The sequence below is a fragment of the Kitasatospora sp. NPDC057940 genome, assembly GCF_042887425.1.
Classification (GTDB): Bacteria; Actinomycetota; Actinomycetes; order Streptomycetales; family Streptomycetaceae; genus Kitasatospora.
The window spans coordinates 27,615-43,510 of the sequence record NZ_JBHVPH010000030.1; the positions used below are offsets into that span (position 1 = coordinate 27,615).

Genomic DNA, 15,896 nt, shown 5'->3' on the forward strand with positions numbered 1-15,896 from the left:
CGACCGGTTCGGCTCGGGCGTTGTGACCTCGCCGTGCGGTGGCCGTACAGTCTGTATTCCTGCCCCTGCGGTGAGGTTCACCGCGTCGGGCCTGCCTCCGCCGGACCGTCGGCGGCACACGGAAAGACGAAGCCCCGTGGACGTGCAGAACAAGGTCGACGAGATCGTCGCGGCGGTCGAGAACGCCCGCTCGATGCCGATGTCGGCCTCCTGCGTGGTGAACCGGGCCGAACTGATCGGCCTGCTCAACGCCCTCAAGGCGGAGCTGCCCGCCGAACTCGCCCAGGCCCAGTCGATGATGGCCGACCACGAGCAGGTGGTCGCCGGGGCCCAGGCCGAGGCCGACCGGATCATCCAGGGAGCGCACGCCGAGCGCGGCTCGCTGATCTCGGACACCGAGGTGGTCCGCCGGGCCCAGGCCGAGGCCGACCGGATCCTCGCCGAAGCCCGTGGCGAGATCGAGGCCAAGCGTGCCGAGGCCGACGACTACGTGGACAGCAAGCTCGCCAACTTCGAGGTCGTGCTGACCAAGACGCTCGGCGCCGTCGGCCGCGGCCGGACCAAGCTGCGCGGTGACTCCAGCGTCTTCGAGACCGAGTTCGACGGCGAGACGGACGGCGAGGAGTTCCAGCCGCAGCGGATCACCCCCAGCCCCGAGGTCGACGAGTACGTCGACGTGAAGCTCGCCACGCTGGAGAACGTCCTCAGCGCCACCCTGGAGGCCGTCGGCAAGGGCCGCGACAAGCTGCTCGGCAAGCGGCCGATCGACGAGCTGGGCGCCTACCTGGCCGCCGCCGACGAGGCGCAGCAGGCCAAGGAGCGTGCCGAGGCGGTGGCCGCCGGCTTCGCCACCGACGGTGAGGCCAACGGCGACGACATCGCCTGGTACCGCGAGGACGTCCCGCAGCAGCAGACCTGGCCGGAGCAGACCCCGGCCGCGGCGGGCTGGCAGGCCCCCGGCGTCGACCAGTACGCGGCCGCCCAGCACCAGGGCGGGCAGCAGCAGGGGCAGTACGCCGAGGTGTACGCCGGCGGCTACGACCCGGCCGGCCAGGGCGACCCGTACGGTGCCCAGTGGGGGCACCAGCAGCAGGGCGCCGCGGACGGCTACCCGCAGCAGCACCAGGACTACGCGGCCCAGCAGCAGCACGGGGACTACGGCTATCCGCAGCAGCAGCAGCCGGGTTACGGCGCGCAGCAGTACGACGCCTACACCTACCCGCAGCAGCCCGCCGCCCCGCCGGCCGTGCCGCAACAGCAGCAGCCGGGCCTGGACGAGACCAGCTTCTTCGACACCAGCATGATCGACATGACCCGGCTCCGGGAGCTGGGCGGCCGCTGAGCCGGCCCCGCGCGGGCCCGGCGGAAGCTCCTGACGGGAGCGAAGTTGGGCCTGGCGGGAGACTCCGGTAGGCTGACCACTCCGGCCTTTTCGTGTCGGACTGTCGGCTTGCCCGCGCACCGTTGGTGCGGTGGCACCGCGATCGAAGATTCCCCATGGAAGTCAGGACACCTTGAACCGCCTCGACCACCGCGACCCCCTCGTGTTCGACACGCACGAGCTGGGACGTCGCCCGGGCTCGCTGCGCAAGGTGTCCCGCACCCTGGAGGCCCCCGCGGGCCTGGGGATCATCGACGTGATCGGCGTCCCCGAGAAGAGCGAGCTCCGGCTGGAGCTCCGCCTGGAGTCCGTGGTCGAGGGCGTGCTGGTCACCGGCACCGCCGAGGCCCAGGTCGAGGGCGAGTGCGCCCGGTGCCTGGAGCCCGTCGAGGACGACCTCGACGTCGACTTCCAGGAGCTGTACTACTACCCGGAGTCCGACGAGCGTCACCGCGCCCGGACCGCCGGGGCCGAGGACCTCGACGAGGACTCGGAAGAAGATACTTACCGCCTGGAGGGCGACTTCTTCGACCTCCAGCCGGTGCTGCGTGACGCGGTGGTGCTCGCACTGCCGCTGCAGCCGGTGTGCCAGGAAGACTGCCTGGGTCTGTGCTCCGAGTGCGGAGCGCGCCTGAGCGACGACCCGACGCACCACCACGACGCCGCCGACCCCCGGTGGGCGGCTCTGCAGGGACTCTCCGCCGCCCCCGGCGACGAGGGTGACGGGATCAAGAACAGCGACACCCGTGAGGGTCTCGCCGAGAACCAGGAGAAGTAGCCGTGGCTGTTCCGAAGCGGAAGATGTCGCGCAGCAACACGCGCCACCGTCGGTCCAACTGGAAGGCCGTTGTTCCGGCCCTCGTGGCGTGCGACCGCTGCCACGAGCCGAAGCTGGGTCACATCGCGTGCCCGAGCTGCGGCACGTACAACCGTCGCCAGGTCCTCTCGGTCTGATCGGCGGGGTGCACGGATCGATGTCGGACGGTAACTCCACCCGCAAGGCGTCCTCCGCCCCGAAGGGTTCCTCTTCGGGCGGTGGCAAGGCCGGTGGGCCGGCTTCGACCGAATACGACGTCCTGGAAGGGCGCCTCGGGTACACGCTCGAGCGCGCCCTTCTGGTGCGTGCCCTGACCCACCGCTCGTACGCGTACGAGAACGGGGGTCTGCCCACCAACGAGCGCCTGGAGTTCCTCGGCGACTCGGTGCTGGGCCTCGTGGTGACCGACACCCTCTACCGCGTCCACCCGGACGTGCCCGAGGGCACGCTCGCCAAGCTGCGCGCCGCGGTGGTGAACTCCCGCGCGCTCGCGGACGTCGGCCGGGGCCTGGAACTCGGCACGTTCATCCGGCTCGGCAAGGGCGAGGAGGGCACCGGCGGCCGCGACAAGTCGTCGATCCTCGCCGACACGGTCGAGGCCGTGATCGGAGCCGTCTACCTGGACCAGGGTCTGGACGCGGCCACCGAGTTCGTCCACCGGCTGTTCGACCCGCTGATCGAGGAGTCCTCGCAGCTGGGCGCCGGCCTGGACTGGAAGACCAGCCTCCAGGAGCTCACCGCCTCGGTGGGCATCGGGGTGCCCGAGTACGTGGTCATGGAGTCCGGTCCGGACCACGAGAAGACCTTCACCGCGGCGGCCCGGGTGGCCGGCGAGGACTTCGGCAGCGGCGTCGGCCGCTCGAAGAAGGAGGCCGAGCAGAAGGCCGCCGAGAGCGCCTGGCGGGCGATCAAGGAGAAGTACGCCGACCGGCTGCCCGCCGGGGCGTGAGGGAGCAGTAGCCTTCCTCCTGCTGATCCCTTCCGCAGGAGGCGTGTTCCCGTGCCCGAACTTCCCGAGGTCGAGGTCGTCCGCCGCGGTCTGGCGAACTGGGTCGCCGGGCGGACTGTCGCCGACGTCCAGGTGCTGCACCCGCGCGCGGTGCGCCGCCAGACCGCCGGCGCCGCCGACTTCGCCGCCCGGCTGACCGGCACCACCCTCGGCACCGCGCAGCGGCGCGGCAAGTACCTGTGGGTGCCGCTGGCCGGGTCCGGCGCGGGCTTCTCGCTGATCGGCCACCTCGGCATGAGCGGCCAACTCCTCGTCCAGGACCCGTCCGTGCCCGACGAGACGCACCTGCGGGTGCGGCTGCGGTTCACCGACGGCGGGCGCGAACTGCGCTTCGTCGACCAGCGGACCTTCGGCGGCCTCGCGGTCGAGGAGGCCGAGGACGGCGACCCGGAGGGCACGCCGCTCTCCATCGCGCACATCGCCCGCGACCCGCTCGACCCGCGCTTCGACGACGCCGCCTTCGCGGCCGCGCTGCGGGCCAAGCGCACCACCGTGAAGCGGGCGCTGCTCGACCAGACGCTGATCAGCGGGGTCGGCAACATCTACGCCGACGAGGCGCTCTGGCGCTCCCGGCTGCACTACGACCGCCCGACCGCGACGCTCACCCGCCCGCAGGCCGCCGAACTGCTGGCGAACGCCCGCGAGGTGATGACGGCGGCGCTCGCCGTCGGCGGCACCAGCTTCGACAGCCTGTACGTCAACGTGAACGGCGAGAGCGGCTACTTCTCCCGCGACCTCGACGCGTACGGCCGCGAGCACGAGCCCTGCCGCCGCTGCGGCACCCCGATCCGGCGGGCCGCCTGGATGAACCGCTCCAGCTACTTCTGCCCCCGCTGTCAGCGCGTGCCGCGGGCCCGCGGCGCGGGCTGACGGCGAGGGCCGGGAGCGGGGGCAGAAGTAGCTCAGTGCTTGGCGAGTTCCGGCTGGTCGGCGGCCGCCTCGCCCGGGGAGCCGTGGGTGTCCTGGCCGAAGTAGGCGACCCCGACCGCGGACACCACCGCGAGCAGGAAGCCGACCACGCCGAGCCAGCCCAGGCCGGACTTGGAGGAGTCGCCGAGCCAGAGCACGCCGATCGCGCCGGGCAGCACCGTCTCGCCGACCACCAGCGCCGCCGTCGCACCGTTCACCGAGCCGATCTGCAGCGCCACGGTGTGCACGTACATGCCGCCGAGGCCGCCGACCAGGATCGCGTACAGCGCCGGGTCGGAGAGCAGCTTGGCGACGTCGAACGGGTCGATGCCGTTCAGGATGCGCACGCCGACGCCCAGCGCGCCGAAGCCCAGGCCGGAGAGCAGACCGGCGACGATCGCGCCCTTGGAGCCCATCCGCCGCACCAGCAGGCTGCCGCCGACCAGCAGCACGGTGGTGACCAGCAGCAGGCCCCAGTGGAAGGACATCGACGCGTGGTGGCCGCCCTCAGGGCCGGCCGAGACGGCCAGCAGCACCAGCGCCGAGCAGAGCACGCCGATCGAGGCCCACTCCAGCTGCTTGAGCCGGATGCCGAGCAGCTTGATGCTCAGCACCGCGGTGATCACCAGGTTGGCGCTGATGATGGTCTGCGAGAGGAACAGCGGCAGCAGCCGCGCGGCCAGCGCGCCGAGCCCGAAGCCGATCAGGTCGAGCACCGTGCCGACGATGAACTCCCAGGTGACGGCAGCCTTCGCGGTGGAGGACAGGCTCGGCCCGCCGTGCTCGGTGGTGGCACCGGCGGCGCCCTTGGCGGCCTCCTCGCGCGCGGAACGGCGGGATCCGACGGCCTGCAGGACTGAGCCGGTGCCGTAGCAGGCGGATGCCGCCACGGCGGTGACGAGGCCGATGATCACCGGGTGCTCCGATCGGGAGATGGGTCAAGAACAGGTAATGGGACCAGTGGTCCGGGACCACTATGCCCGTCCGCGCGGTACGGTCGGCACACCGCCCGGAACACCCTGGGCCCGCCGGGACGTACGTCCGGGCGTCGGCCGCAGTTCCCGCGCACCGCCCGCATCAGGGGCGAGTGGGGGAAACATCATCCCCGAGGAGGGGTGCGGCCCCGGCGGTCGGCGGGGAATCTTGTCACCACCAGTATGCGAAGGGTATGCCGTGCCTTGACGCCCGTCGGGGTAGCGTCGAGGGCATGAGAACCCTTGCACGACGTTCCCGGGGCGCCGGGCCGCTTGCCCTGGTGGCGGCGCTGCTGGGGCTGCTGCTCCTGCTCGCACCGGCGGCCTCGGCCGCGGGCGGGCTGGACGACGCGGCCTCCACCCTGAAGCAGGGTCGGGTCTACGTCGACCCGGCGATGACCAGCCGATTCAGCCAGAGCCAGGCCGACGCCCTGACCGAGAAGATCAAGAAGGCCGACAAGCCGATCTTCGTCGCGGTCGTCCCGGCCAGCGCCCCCTACGGCGAGCGGACCGTCTTCAACGACCTGCGCACCAAGGTCGGCATCGACGGCGCCTACGCGATCTGGCGCGGTGACCAGTTCGCGGCCAGGGCCGACCGCGGCGCGATGTCGCAGGGCAGCGCCGAGCGGATCGCCGGCGCCGCCTTCCGCTCCCACAACGGCGACATCGACGCCACCCTGAACGAGTTCGTCGACAGCGCCGCCCCGCAGGCCAAGGGCACCGGGGTGAACCACAGCACCTCGATCGCCTGGGTGGTCATCCCGGTCGTGCTGCTCGCGCTGGCCGGCGCCGGCGTCTTCCTCCTCTTCCGCCGCGCCAAGACGCGCAAGGAGGAGCAGGCCCGGGCCGAGCTGGAGCAGCTGCGCCGGGTGGTCGACGAGGACATCACCGCCTTCGGCGAGGAACTGGACCGGCTCGACTTCAACCCGGCCGCGACCGACGCCGACGACACCCAGCGCACCGACTACACCCACGCCCTGGACTCGTACGAGAAGGCCAAGCGGCTGATGGACGAGGCCAAGCGGCCGGACGACGTCAAGCCGGTCACCGAGGCGCTGGAGGACGGCCGCTTCGCGCTGGCCACCCTGGCCGCCCGGCGGGAGAAGCGCCCGGTGCCCGAGCGCCGTCCCCCGTGCTTCTTCGACCCGCGCCACGGCCCCTCGGTCAAGGACGTCGACTGGGCCCCGGCCGACGGCGCCGCCCGCACCGTCCCGGTCTGCCGGTCCGACGCGGACCGGCTGGCCTCCGGCCTCGACCCGGCCATCCGCACCGTCGAGACCGAGCACGGCCCGCAGCCGTACTGGAACGCCGGCCCGGCCTACGCCCCCTGGGCGGGCGGCTACTTCGGCGGGTTCGGCGGCGGCCTGCTGCCGGGCCTGCTGGTCGGCACCATGCTCGGCTCGATGATCAGCAGCCCGGCCTACGCCGCGGCGCCGATGATGGACCAGGGCTACCAGGACCAGCACGAGGGCGGCGACTTCACCGGCGCCGACTTCAACTCCTCCGACTTCAGCGGCGGCTTCGGCGACGGCGGCGGATTCGGTGGCGGGGACTTCGGTGGCGGCGGCGACTTCGGCGGCGGCGACTGGTGACCCGCTGAGCCCCACCGCGACACCCCTTGCGGCCCCGCCGGACCTCCTCCGGCGGGGCCGCTCCGCGTGGTCGACGGCCCCGTGGAGCTGTGACCGTCCGCCGCGTTCGTTAGGGTCGGGGCATGCACGGTCGCGACGCCCACAGTGAGGAACCGGTCCGGGTGACCGCCTGGGTCCGGGGAAAGGTCCAGCAGGTCGGGTTCCGCTGGTGGACCAGGGCACGGGCGCTGGAGACCGGCCTGACCGGCTACGCGAGCAACCTCGGGGACGGCCGGGTGCAGGTGGTCGCCGAGGGCCTGGCCGCCGACTGCGAACTGCTGCTGGACCTGCTGCGCGGCCCGGACACCCCGGGCGAGGTCAGCGGCGTCACCGAGATCTGGACGGCCGTGGGCCCCGGCTACGAGGGCTTCGAGATCCGCTGAGCCCGGCCACACCCGTACGGGCCGGAACTGATCCGCAACTGCCGGTGTCATGCGGTTGCCATTCGGGCAGACTCGTGGTTGACTCCGCATCGAACGATGATCCACGAGCAGCTGGTGGACCCGGCCCGAAGCCCCCAGGCGTGACGACACCGCCAGGCAGGTGACAGGGTCGCGGTAGCGTGCGGTGATCGTGTTGACCCTTTCCGTCTTTGGTGAGACGCTGGAAACCCGCGCACACGACCGCGTTTTCCCGGCAGGCGCCTGCCCTCGTGAGCCCAGCTCACGATGGTTGTGCCGTAAGTGCCCAGCCAGCACTACCGGTGACGCGCCGCGCGTGCGTCCCCCTTCCCCCTAGACCTGTACCGTTCCGGTTCGGTCACTCAGCGTGGAGGACCATTCATCATGGCAAAGGCGCTTCTCGGGTACGTCGGCGGCCCCGACCCGCGAATGCTCTCCGAGATGCGACGGCTTCAGCAGCGCGTCCAGGACCTTGAATCCGAGCTCCTTCGGATGCAGGCCGAGAACGACGCGCTCGCCGCTGTCGCTGACGGGCACTCGCTGCTCAACAGCATCGATCTGGATCAGCGGGAGCCGGCTCTCACCTGAGTCCCGCCCGGTCCTCGCAGATCGACGCCGCTGTGCACTGAGCCGCTCCGAAAGGGACGCAGCTTGCAAGGGACGCCCGGTTGTGGCGTCCCTTCGTCGTGTCCGGGCCCGGGACGCATGGCCCGCCGGGGATACAGTCGCCGTTGACGACAGGCCCCGGGCCCTGGCGAGCGACGAGGAGACCGGCCGCGTGCACCTGAAGAGTCTGACGCTGCGCGGGTTCAAGTCCTTCGCCTCCAGCACCACCCTGCGCTTCGAGCCCGGCATCACCTGCGTGGTCGGCCCCAACGGCTCCGGCAAGTCGAACGTCGTCGACGCGCTGTCCTGGGTGATGGGGGAGCAGGGCGCCAAGTCGCTGCGCGGCGGCAAGATGGAGGACGTCATCTTCGCCGGGACCAGCGGGCGCGCCCCGCTCGGCCGGGCCGAGGTCAGCCTCACCATCGACAACGCCGACGGCGCCCTGCCGATCGACTACTCCGAGGTGACCATCACCCGGACCATGTTCCGCAACGGCGGCAGCGAGTACGCGCTCAACGGCGAGACCTGCCGCCTGCTGGACATCCAGGAGCTCCTCTCCGACTCCGGCATCGGCCGCGAGATGCACGTCATCGTCGGCCAGGGCCAGCTGGACTCCGTCCTGCACGCCGACCCGATGGGCCGCCGCGCCTTCATCGAGGAGGCGGCCGGCGTCCTCAAGCACCGCAAGCGCAAGGAGAAGGCGCTGCGGAAACTGGACGCGATGCAGGTCAACCTCAACCGCGTCCAGGACCTGGTGGCCGAACTGCGCCGCCAGCTGGGACCGCTCGGCCGACAGGCCAGGATCGCCCGCCGCGCCGCCGGCATCCAGGCCGACCTGCGCGACGCCCGGCTGCGGCTGCTCGCCGACGACCTGCTGACCCTCCGGCAGGCCGTCGAGGCCGAGATTGCCGACGAGCTGGCACTGCGGCTGCGCCGCACCACCGTCGAGCAGGAACTGGCCGGTGTCCTCCAGCGCGAGGCCGTGCTGGAGGCCCAGGTCCAGCAGCTCGGCCCGAGCCTGGAGGCCGCCCGGCAGACCTGGTACCGGCTCTCCGCACTCGCCGAACGCACCCGCGGCACCATCGGGCTGGCCGAGGCCCGCGCCCGGCACGCCGCCGCGGGCGGCCAGACCGAGGAGCGGCGCGGCCGCGATCCCGAGGAACTGGAGCGGGAGGCCGCGCGGGTCCGCGAGGACGAGGCCGCGCTGGCCGAGGCACTGGAGGAGGCGCAGTACGCGCTGGCCGAGGCGGTCGAACGCAGGAGTGAACTGGAGCGCGGGCTGGCCACCGAGGAGCGTCGGCTGCGGGATGCCGCCCGGGCCATCGCGGACCGCCGGGAGGGCCTGGCCCGGTTGCAGGGGCAGGCCGCCGCCGCCCGCTCCAAGGCGGCCTCCGCCGAAGCCGAGATCGGCCGGCTGACCGAGGCCGGCGGGGAGGCGCTGCTGCGGGCCGAGGCCGCCCAGGCCGAGTACGAGGAGCTCCAGCGGCAGGTCGGCGGCCCCGCCGGGGACGACGAGCGGGCCGAGGTCGCCCACCAGGAGGCCCGGGAGCGGCTCGCCGCCGTCGAACGCGACCTCGCCGCCGCCCGGGAGGCGGCCGGCGCCGCCGAGCGCGAACGCGCCGGGCTCGTCGCGCGGCACGAGGCGCTCTCCCTCGGACTGCGCCGCAAGGACGGCACCGGCGCCCTGCTCGACGCGGGGGAGCGGCTGAGCGGACTGCGCGGCCCCGCGGCCGCGCTGTTGCGGATCGCCCCCGGGTACGAGGTGCCGGTGGCGGCGGCGCTCGGTGCGGCCGCCGACGCGGTCGCCGTCGACTCGCCCGGCACCGCCGCCGAGGCGCTGCGGCTGCTGCGCGCCGAGGACGCCGGCCGGGCCGCGCTGCTGATCGAGGGTGCCGGCGGGGCCGTGTTGCCGGCCGGGGGTGTCGGCGGGGCCGCGCTGTCGGCCGGGGGTGCCGCCGAACCGCTCGCCGGCGTCGGGGAGTTGCCGGACGGAGCCCGCTGGGCCGCCGAACTCGTCGACGGGCCGGCCGGATTGGTCGGCGCCGTGCGGCGCCTGCTGGCCCGGGTGGCGGTCGTCGACACCCTCGACGAGGCGTTGCGGCTGGTCGCCGACCACCCCGGGCTGACCGCCGTCACCGCCGCCGGGGACCGGCTCGGCGCCGACTTCGCGCAGGGCGGTTCCGACGGTGTGCCGAGCCTGCTGGAGACCCGGGCGGCGGTCGAGGAGACCGCCCGGGCGATCGCCGAACTCGACCTCCGTTGCGCCGAGTCGGCCGGACGCCTGGCCGAACTCGCCGACCAGCGGCGGGAGTCGGCCGCCGCGGTGGAGCAACTCGCCGAACAGCGAAGGCGGCAGGAGAAGGAGCGCGCCCAGGTGGCGGGCGCGCTCGGCCGCCTCGGCGGGCAGGCCAGGGCCGCCGCCGGCGAGGCCGAGCGGCTGTCCGCCGCCGCCGCGCGGGCCGACCAGGGCCTGGTGGAACTCCTCGCCACCGCGGAGGAGTTGGCCGAACGCCTGGCGGCGGCCGAGGACTCGCAGGACGCCGGAGAGGACGAGCCGGACACCGCCGAGCAGCAGCGGCTGGCCGAGGCCGCCACCGGATCCCGGCAGGCCGAGCTGGAGGCCAGGCTCGCGGTGCGCACCCACGAGGAGCGGGTCCGCGCGCTCGCCGGCCGGGCGGACCAGCTGGACCGGGCCGCCCGCGCCGAGCGCGAGGCGCGCGCCCGGGCCGCCGAGCGCCGCCGACGCGCCGAGCACGACGCCGGCGTGGCGAACGCCGTCGCGGCGGGCGCCCGGCAGCTGCTCGCCTGTCTGGAGGTGTCGCTGTCCCGCGCGGACGCCGGGCGGGCGGCGGTCGAGCAGGCGCGCGCCGAGCGCGAGACCGAACTGCGGGCGCACCGCGAGCACGGCCGCGGCCTCAAGGAGGAACTGGACAAGCTGGTCGACGCGGGCCACCGGGACGAGGTGCTGCGGGCCGAGAAGCGGCTGCGGATCGAGCAGCTGGAGGCCCGGGCGCTGGAGGAGTTCGGCATCGACGGCGGCGAACTGCTCGCCGCCTACGGGCCGGACCAGCCCGTCCCGCCGTCGGCCCCGGAAGAAGGACAGGAGCCGGGCGAGCCGCGCCCGTACGACCGGGCCGAGCAGGAGAAGCGGCTGAGGGCGGCCGAGAAGGCGTACCAGCAACTGGGCAAGGTCAACCCGCTGGCGCTGGAGGAGTTCGCGGCACTGGAGGAGCGCCACCAGTTCCTCGGGGAGCAACTGGACGACCTCAAGCGCAGCCGGCGCGACCTGCTGGACATCGTCCGGGAGGTGGACGAGCGGGTCGAGCAGCTGTTCGCCTCGGCGTACCACGACACCGCCGCCCAGTTCGAGGGCGTCTTCGCCCGGCTGTTCCCCGGCGGCGAGGGGCGGCTGGTGCTGACCGACCCCGACCACATGCTCACCACCGGCGTCGAGGTGGAGGCCCGCCCGCCGGGCAAGAAGGTCAAGCGGCTGTCGCTGCTGTCCGGCGGCGAGCGCTCGCTGACCGCCGTGGCCCTGCTGGTGGCGATCTTCAAGGCCAGACCCAGCCCGTTCTACGTGATGGACGAGGTGGAGGCGGCGCTCGACGAGACCAACCTGCGCCGGCTGGTCGGGATCATGGAGGAGCTGCGGGAGAGCTCCCAGCTGATCGTGATCACCCACCAGAAGCTGACCATGGAGTCCGCGGACGCGCTCTACGGCGTGACCATGAAGGGCGACGGCATCTCGCAGGTGATCAGCCAGCGGCTGCGCGAGGGGGCACCTCCCGGCCGCCGGGCCGGGGGAGGGCACCGGGAGCGGCCGGGGGCCGTCCGTACCGCATCGGCGTAGGGCGGCTGCGGTCCATCCGGGCTCCGGTCGCGGATACTGGAGCGGTTATGGAATACGTGATCCTTGCCGTAGTCATCGCCGTGGTCGCCATCGGCGCGATCGCCGGCCTCGTCGTTTCCGGCAGACGACGCCAGCAACTGCCCCCGAAGTCGCAGTCGCCGGTCATCACGGCGCCGCCGACCACCCCGCGGGAGCCCCAGGTCGGCGAGGAGGCCGCGCCGCCGACCGAGGAGCCCCGCCGCACCGTCGAGGAGGTGCAGCTCCCCGAGACCGAGGCACCGACCGAAGCCTCGACCGGAGCCCCGGCCACGGCTCCGACCGAGGTCGAGGTCGAGGCCGCCGAGGCCGAGACGGCACCCGCCGTCGAGGTCCCCGAGCCCACCGCGGGCCGGCTGGTCCGGCTGCGCTCCCGGCTCTCCCGCTCGCAGAACTCGCTCGGCAAGGGCCTGCTCTCGCTGCTCTCCCGCGAGCACCTGGACGAGGACACCTGGGAGGAGATCGAGGAGACCCTGCTGACCGCCGACGTCGGCGTGGCCCCCACCCAGGAGCTGGTCGAGCGGCTGCGCACCCGGGTGAAGGTGCTCGGCACCCGGACGCCCGACGAACTGCGCGCGCTGCTGCGCGAGGAGCTCGTCGAGCTGATCGGCAAGGACACCGACCGCACCGTCCGCTCCACCAAGCACGCGGAGGGGCCGGCCGTGGTCCTGGTGGTCGGCGTCAACGGCGTCGGCAAGACCACCACCACCGGCAAGCTCGCCCGCGTCCTGGTCGCCGACGGCCGCAAGGTGGTGCTCGGCGCCGCCGACACCTTCCGCGCCGCCGCCGCCGACCAGCTGCAGACCTGGGGCGAGCGGGTCGGTGCGCGCACCGTGCGCGGCCCGGAGGGCGGTGACCCGGCCTCGATCGCGTTCGACGCGGTCAAGGAGGGCATCGCCGAGGGCGCCGACACCGTGCTGGTGGACACCGCCGGCCGGCTGCACACCAAGACCGGCCTGATGGACGAGCTGGGCAAGGTCAAGCGGGTCGTCGAGAAGCACGGCCCGGTGGACGAGGTGCTGCTGGTGCTGGACGCCACCACCGGGCAGAACGGCCTGATCCAGGCCCGGGTGTTCGCCGAGGTTGTCGACATCACCGGCATCGTGCTGACCAAGCTGGACGGCACCGCCAAGGGCGGCATCGTGGTCGCAGTCCAGCGCGACCTGGGCGTACCGGTCAAGCTCGTCGGCCTGGGCGAGGGTGCGGACGACCTGGCGCCGTTCGAGCCGGGCGCGTTCGTGGACGCGCTGATCGGGGACTGAGGCCCCGTACGCAGGAAGGGTCCGCTCCGCGAGGGGCGGGCCCTTTCGCGTTGCCGCCCGGGAGCCGACGGGGTGCCCGAGGCCGGAAGGGTGCCCGGGACCGGAGGGGCGTGCCGAGGCGGAGGGGCGCACGCCGAGGCGTGCGGGGCGCGCGGAGGCCTACGAGGCGAGCCAGGCCGGTTCGGCGGTGCGCTCGCGGCCGCGGTGGCAGGCGTAGGCGAGGGTGCCGAGCAGCAGCCGGGCCTCGGGCGGGCAGCCGGCGTTGTCGCGGGTGGGGCGGCGCAGCCAGCGGACCGGGCCGAGCGCGCCGAGCGCGGTGGGCGGGGCGGCGACGTAGCTGCCCTCGCCGTGGCAGGTGAGGTCGAGCGCGGCGTCGTCCCAGCCCATCCGGTAGAGCAGGTCGGGCAGTCGGCGGGCGGCGCCGGCGGCGACCAGGAACTGCAGCCGGCCGGTGGGCGGGGCGAGCACCGGGCCGACCTGGGTGCCCATCCGCTCCAGCCGGACCAGCGCCTGCAGTCCGGCCTGCTCGGGGACGTCCAGGACGTCGAAGGCGCGGCCGGTGGGGAACAGCACCGAGCCCCCGGCACCCGTTTCCCGGGACCGGTCCTCGCCGCCCGGTACGGGATGCAGGCCGGGCGCGGCGCAGCGGTCGGAGCCGCAGGGACAGCGGGTCGGGGCGGTGGCGGAGCCGGCCGGGGCGCCGGTGGCGACCGTCCAGCCCCAGCGGCCGGTGTACTCCGCGGCGGCTTGGGACGCGGTGACCTTGGTGCGGCGGCGCGCGCCCAGCGGTGTCAACCGCAGGTGTCCCAGTCGAAGTTCGCCGAACAGGTTGTCCATGCCTCCCCCAACAGGTTCCCGTCGCCGATGGTTACGGGATGGTGACTGTGTGTTGATTGTCCGTTGCGTGGTGCGTTGTGCGGTGGCGGCGTGCAGCGCCCGGTGTGCGCCTGTCGTGGTGGTGCGCCTCGTGCGCCGCCTTGTGGCTGGCGGCACCGGTGCCGGATGGTGGGGTGGGCGAGGCGGCCGCCGATCAGGGTGGGCGTCGAACTCGCCTGTGACTGCGGTGGGTTGCCGGGGCTGCCGGGTTTCGCCGGAGGCCTTGGCGGCCCGCATATGCCGGGCCGTCGGACTTCCTAGTGAAGCGCGTGGGCCGTGGCTTCGGTTCACTCGTGGGGGTGGCGAAAGGTGGCGTTTCGCCAGGGCCGCTCCCGTGGGCGCCGCGCGGGGCATTACGTTCAGCACACGGACGTCATCGTGGAATCGACTCCGGTCCGCCGGGGCGCGGGAGTTGGGAATCTGACGGTCCGTCCGTAACGATGGCACACCAGTGCGAGAGCGTGGTACCGCAACACCTCAGGCACGGTACGTCTGGCAAGGGCCCGAAACCGTCGGGCGTCACGATCGGGGCCCCGAGGGGGCCGGGCGGGATGGGGACGTTCCCATGGCAGAGAAGCAACCCAACGAGAAGCTGACCACCTGGTTCGCCCGCAGCGGCTGGTCCAAGGGCGAGCTGGCCCGTCAGGTCAACCGCCGGGCCCGCCAGATCGGCGCCCACCACGTGTCCACCGACACCTCGCGGGTGCGCCGATGGCTCGACGGCGAACAGCCCCGCGAGCCGATTCCCAAGATCATGTCGGAGCTCTTCTCCGAGCGCTTCGGCTCGGTGGTCTCGATCGAGGACCTCGGCCTGCGCGCCGCGATCCCGGTCTCCACCGTGGGCGGCGGCGTCGACCTGCCGTGGAGCGCGCCGCAGACCGTCCAGCTGATCAGTGACTACTCCCGCAGCGACCTGATGCTCAACCGCCGGGGCTTCCTCGGCACCTCGCTCGCGCTGACCGCCGGCGCCGCGCTGATCGAGCCGATGCAGCGCTGGCTCACCCCCGGTCCGACCGGCGCCCCCACCCCGATCCTCGCCGCGGCCAACGGCGGCGACCCGTTCACCGGCCGGCTGTCCGAGCCCGAGCTCGAACTGCTGGAGCAGACCACGGTCATGTTCCGGCAGTGGGACGCGCAGAACGGCGGCGGGCTGCGCCGCAAGGCCGTCGTCGGCCAGCTCCACGAGGTCACCGACCTGCTCCAGGAGACGTACAACGAGAACACCACCCGGCGGCTGTTCCGGCTGACCGCCGAACTCGCCCACCTGGCCGGGTGGATGTCGTACGACGTCGGGATGCACCCGAGCGCGCAGAAGTACTACGTGCTGGCCCTGCACGCCGCCAAGGAGGCCGGGGACCGCCCGTTCGGCGCACTCATCCTCACCGACATGAGCCGCCAGATGATCCACCTCAACCGGGGCGAGGACGCCCTGGAGCTGATCCACCTGGCGCAGTACGGCAGCCGGGACACCGCCAGCGCGCGCCAGCAGTCCCTGCTGTACGCGATGGAGGCGCGCGCCTACGCCACCATCGGCGAGGTGAACCGCTGCGCCCGGGCCGTCCGGCTGGCCGAGGACACCTTCACCGACATCCGCGAGGGGGAGGAGGAGCCGGACTGGCTGAAGTTCTTCTCGCCGGCCGAGCTGAACGCCGAGAACGCGCACTCCTTCCGCGACCTCGCGTACCACTCCGACAACGCCCAGCTGTACGCCTCGATGTCCGCGCCGGTGATGGAGCGCGCGGTCGACCTGTTCCGCCAGGACGGCGACCACGTGCGCTCGTACGCCTTCAACCTGATCGGCATGGCCAGCGTCCACCTGTTGCAGCGGGAGGCCGAGCAGGCCGCGGTGATGGCCGAGCAGGCGGTGGACATCGCCACCAAGGTGCGTTCGGAGCGGCTGAACTCCCGGGTCCGCAAGACCACCGAGGCCGCGGCCGCCCGGTTCAAGGGCGTGGACGCGGTGAGCCGGCTCAAGGAGCGCGTCGTCCAGGACATCCCCGAGTACGTCTCGGTGGTCTGAGCACCCCGAGACCGTGGGCCGCGGACCCGGCCCGAGGACCCCGCCGACCGTGACGGCCGCCGCCGCCACGGTCGGTGGCCGTCGTGCCACCGACCGTCCCGTTCGGCGGCACGGTAACCCGTTC

General features: G+C 73.3%; 13 protein-coding genes. 11 read left to right on the forward strand and 2 right to left on the reverse strand.

The window, feature by feature from the left end; translation table 11 throughout:
• The first annotated feature begins 136 nt into the window (after window positions 1-136).
• The 5 genes from ACFVTF_RS32150 (at window position 137) to mutM (ending at window position 4,077) form a co-directional block, all read left to right on the forward strand.
• Window positions 137-1,342, forward strand: coding sequence for a cell division initiation protein (locus tag ACFVTF_RS32150; protein WP_387817703.1), 1,206 nt, complete (start codon window positions 137-139; stop codon window positions 1,340-1,342).
• A 172-nt stretch (window positions 1,343-1,514) separates the two neighbouring features.
• Window positions 1,515-2,159, forward strand: a complete 645-nt coding sequence (locus tag ACFVTF_RS32155; protein WP_063347695.1) for a DUF177 domain-containing protein — start codon at window positions 1,515-1,517, stop codon at window positions 2,157-2,159.
• Window positions 2,160-2,161: 2 nt separating this feature from the next.
• Entirely contained in the window at window positions 2,162-2,335 is a 174-nt protein-coding gene (gene rpmF / locus ACFVTF_RS32160; protein ID WP_030056747.1) for a 50S ribosomal protein L32, read from the forward strand.
• 20 nt (window positions 2,336-2,355) lie between these two features.
• Window positions 2,356-3,147, forward strand: a complete 792-nt coding sequence (gene rnc, locus ACFVTF_RS32165; protein ID WP_350882931.1) for a ribonuclease III — start codon at window positions 2,356-2,358, stop codon at window positions 3,145-3,147.
• Window positions 3,148-3,198: 51 nt separating this feature from the next.
• On the forward strand, window positions 3,199-4,077 hold the full coding sequence (gene mutM / locus ACFVTF_RS32170; protein ID WP_387817704.1) for a bifunctional DNA-formamidopyrimidine glycosylase/DNA-(apurinic or apyrimidinic site) lyase: 879 nt from the start codon (window positions 3,199-3,201) through the stop codon (window positions 4,075-4,077).
• A gap of 32 nt (window positions 4,078-4,109) precedes the next feature.
• On the opposite strand, the gene ACFVTF_RS32175 is transcribed toward mutM, so the two are convergent.
• Window positions 4,110-5,030: a hypothetical protein gene (locus tag ACFVTF_RS32175; RefSeq protein WP_350882927.1), complete on the reverse strand. Its 921-nt coding sequence runs from the start codon at window positions 5,028-5,030 to the stop codon at window positions 4,110-4,112.
• A gap of 293 nt (window positions 5,031-5,323) precedes the next feature.
• Between ACFVTF_RS32175 and ACFVTF_RS32180 the strand changes: the two genes are divergently transcribed.
• The 5 genes from ACFVTF_RS32180 (at window position 5,324) to ftsY (ending at window position 12,876) form a co-directional block, all read left to right on the forward strand.
• The gene (locus ACFVTF_RS32180) at window positions 5,324-6,682 is read left to right on the forward strand and encodes a hypothetical protein (protein ID WP_387817705.1); all 1,359 of its coding nucleotides are present in this window, start codon (window positions 5,324-5,326) and stop codon (window positions 6,680-6,682) included.
• Between the two features lie 122 nt (window positions 6,683-6,804).
• Window positions 6,805-7,104 (forward strand): acylphosphatase, encoded by a 300-nt coding sequence (locus tag ACFVTF_RS32185; protein ID WP_350882923.1) that lies wholly within the window; start codon window positions 6,805-6,807, stop codon window positions 7,102-7,104.
• 402 nt (window positions 7,105-7,506) lie between these two features.
• Window positions 7,507-7,710 (forward strand): hypothetical protein, encoded by a 204-nt coding sequence (locus ACFVTF_RS32190; protein WP_063347689.1) that lies wholly within the window; start codon window positions 7,507-7,509, stop codon window positions 7,708-7,710.
• A 190-nt stretch (window positions 7,711-7,900) separates the two neighbouring features.
• Window positions 7,901-11,578, forward strand: coding sequence for a chromosome segregation protein SMC (gene smc, locus ACFVTF_RS32195; RefSeq protein WP_387817706.1), 3,678 nt, complete (start codon window positions 7,901-7,903; stop codon window positions 11,576-11,578).
• Window positions 11,579-11,625: 47 nt separating this feature from the next.
• Window positions 11,626-12,876, forward strand: a complete 1,251-nt coding sequence (ftsY, locus tag ACFVTF_RS32200) for a signal recognition particle-docking protein FtsY (RefSeq protein ID WP_371517028.1) — start codon at window positions 11,626-11,628, stop codon at window positions 12,874-12,876.
• Between the two features lie 159 nt (window positions 12,877-13,035).
• Here ftsY and ACFVTF_RS32205 read toward each other — a convergent pair whose 3' ends face one another.
• Window positions 13,036-13,713 carry a bifunctional DNA primase/polymerase gene (locus tag ACFVTF_RS32205; protein ID WP_387817707.1) on the reverse strand — a complete coding sequence of 226 codons (678 nt, stop codon included), beginning with the start codon at window positions 13,711-13,713 and terminating at the stop codon, window positions 13,036-13,038.
• A gap of 604 nt (window positions 13,714-14,317) precedes the next feature.
• Here ACFVTF_RS32205 and ACFVTF_RS32210 point away from each other — a divergent pair.
• Window positions 14,318-15,772: a hypothetical protein gene (locus ACFVTF_RS32210; protein ID WP_350882914.1), complete on the forward strand. Its 1,455-nt coding sequence runs from the start codon at window positions 14,318-14,320 to the stop codon at window positions 15,770-15,772.
• Window positions 15,773-15,896 lie beyond the last annotated feature (124 nt).

Coding starts and splice junctions, on each gene's coding strand:
- ACFVTF_RS32205 (WP_387817707.1), bottom strand. CDS start 13,713: ATGGACAACCTGTTCGGCGAACTTCGACTGGGACACCTGCGGTTGACA.
- ftsY (WP_371517028.1), top strand. CDS start 11,626: ATGGAATACGTGATCCTTGCCGTAGTCATCGCCGTGGTCGCCATCGGC.
- ACFVTF_RS32180 (WP_387817705.1), top strand. CDS start 5,324: ATGAGAACCCTTGCACGACGTTCCCGGGGCGCCGGGCCGCTTGCCCTG.
- rnc (WP_350882931.1), top strand. CDS start 2,356: ATGTCGGACGGTAACTCCACCCGCAAGGCGTCCTCCGCCCCGAAGGGT.
- ACFVTF_RS32210 (WP_350882914.1), top strand. CDS start 14,318: ATGGCAGAGAAGCAACCCAACGAGAAGCTGACCACCTGGTTCGCCCGC.
- ACFVTF_RS32190 (WP_063347689.1), top strand. CDS start 7,507: ATGGCAAAGGCGCTTCTCGGGTACGTCGGCGGCCCCGACCCGCGAATG.
- ACFVTF_RS32185 (WP_350882923.1), top strand. CDS start 6,805: ATGCACGGTCGCGACGCCCACAGTGAGGAACCGGTCCGGGTGACCGCC.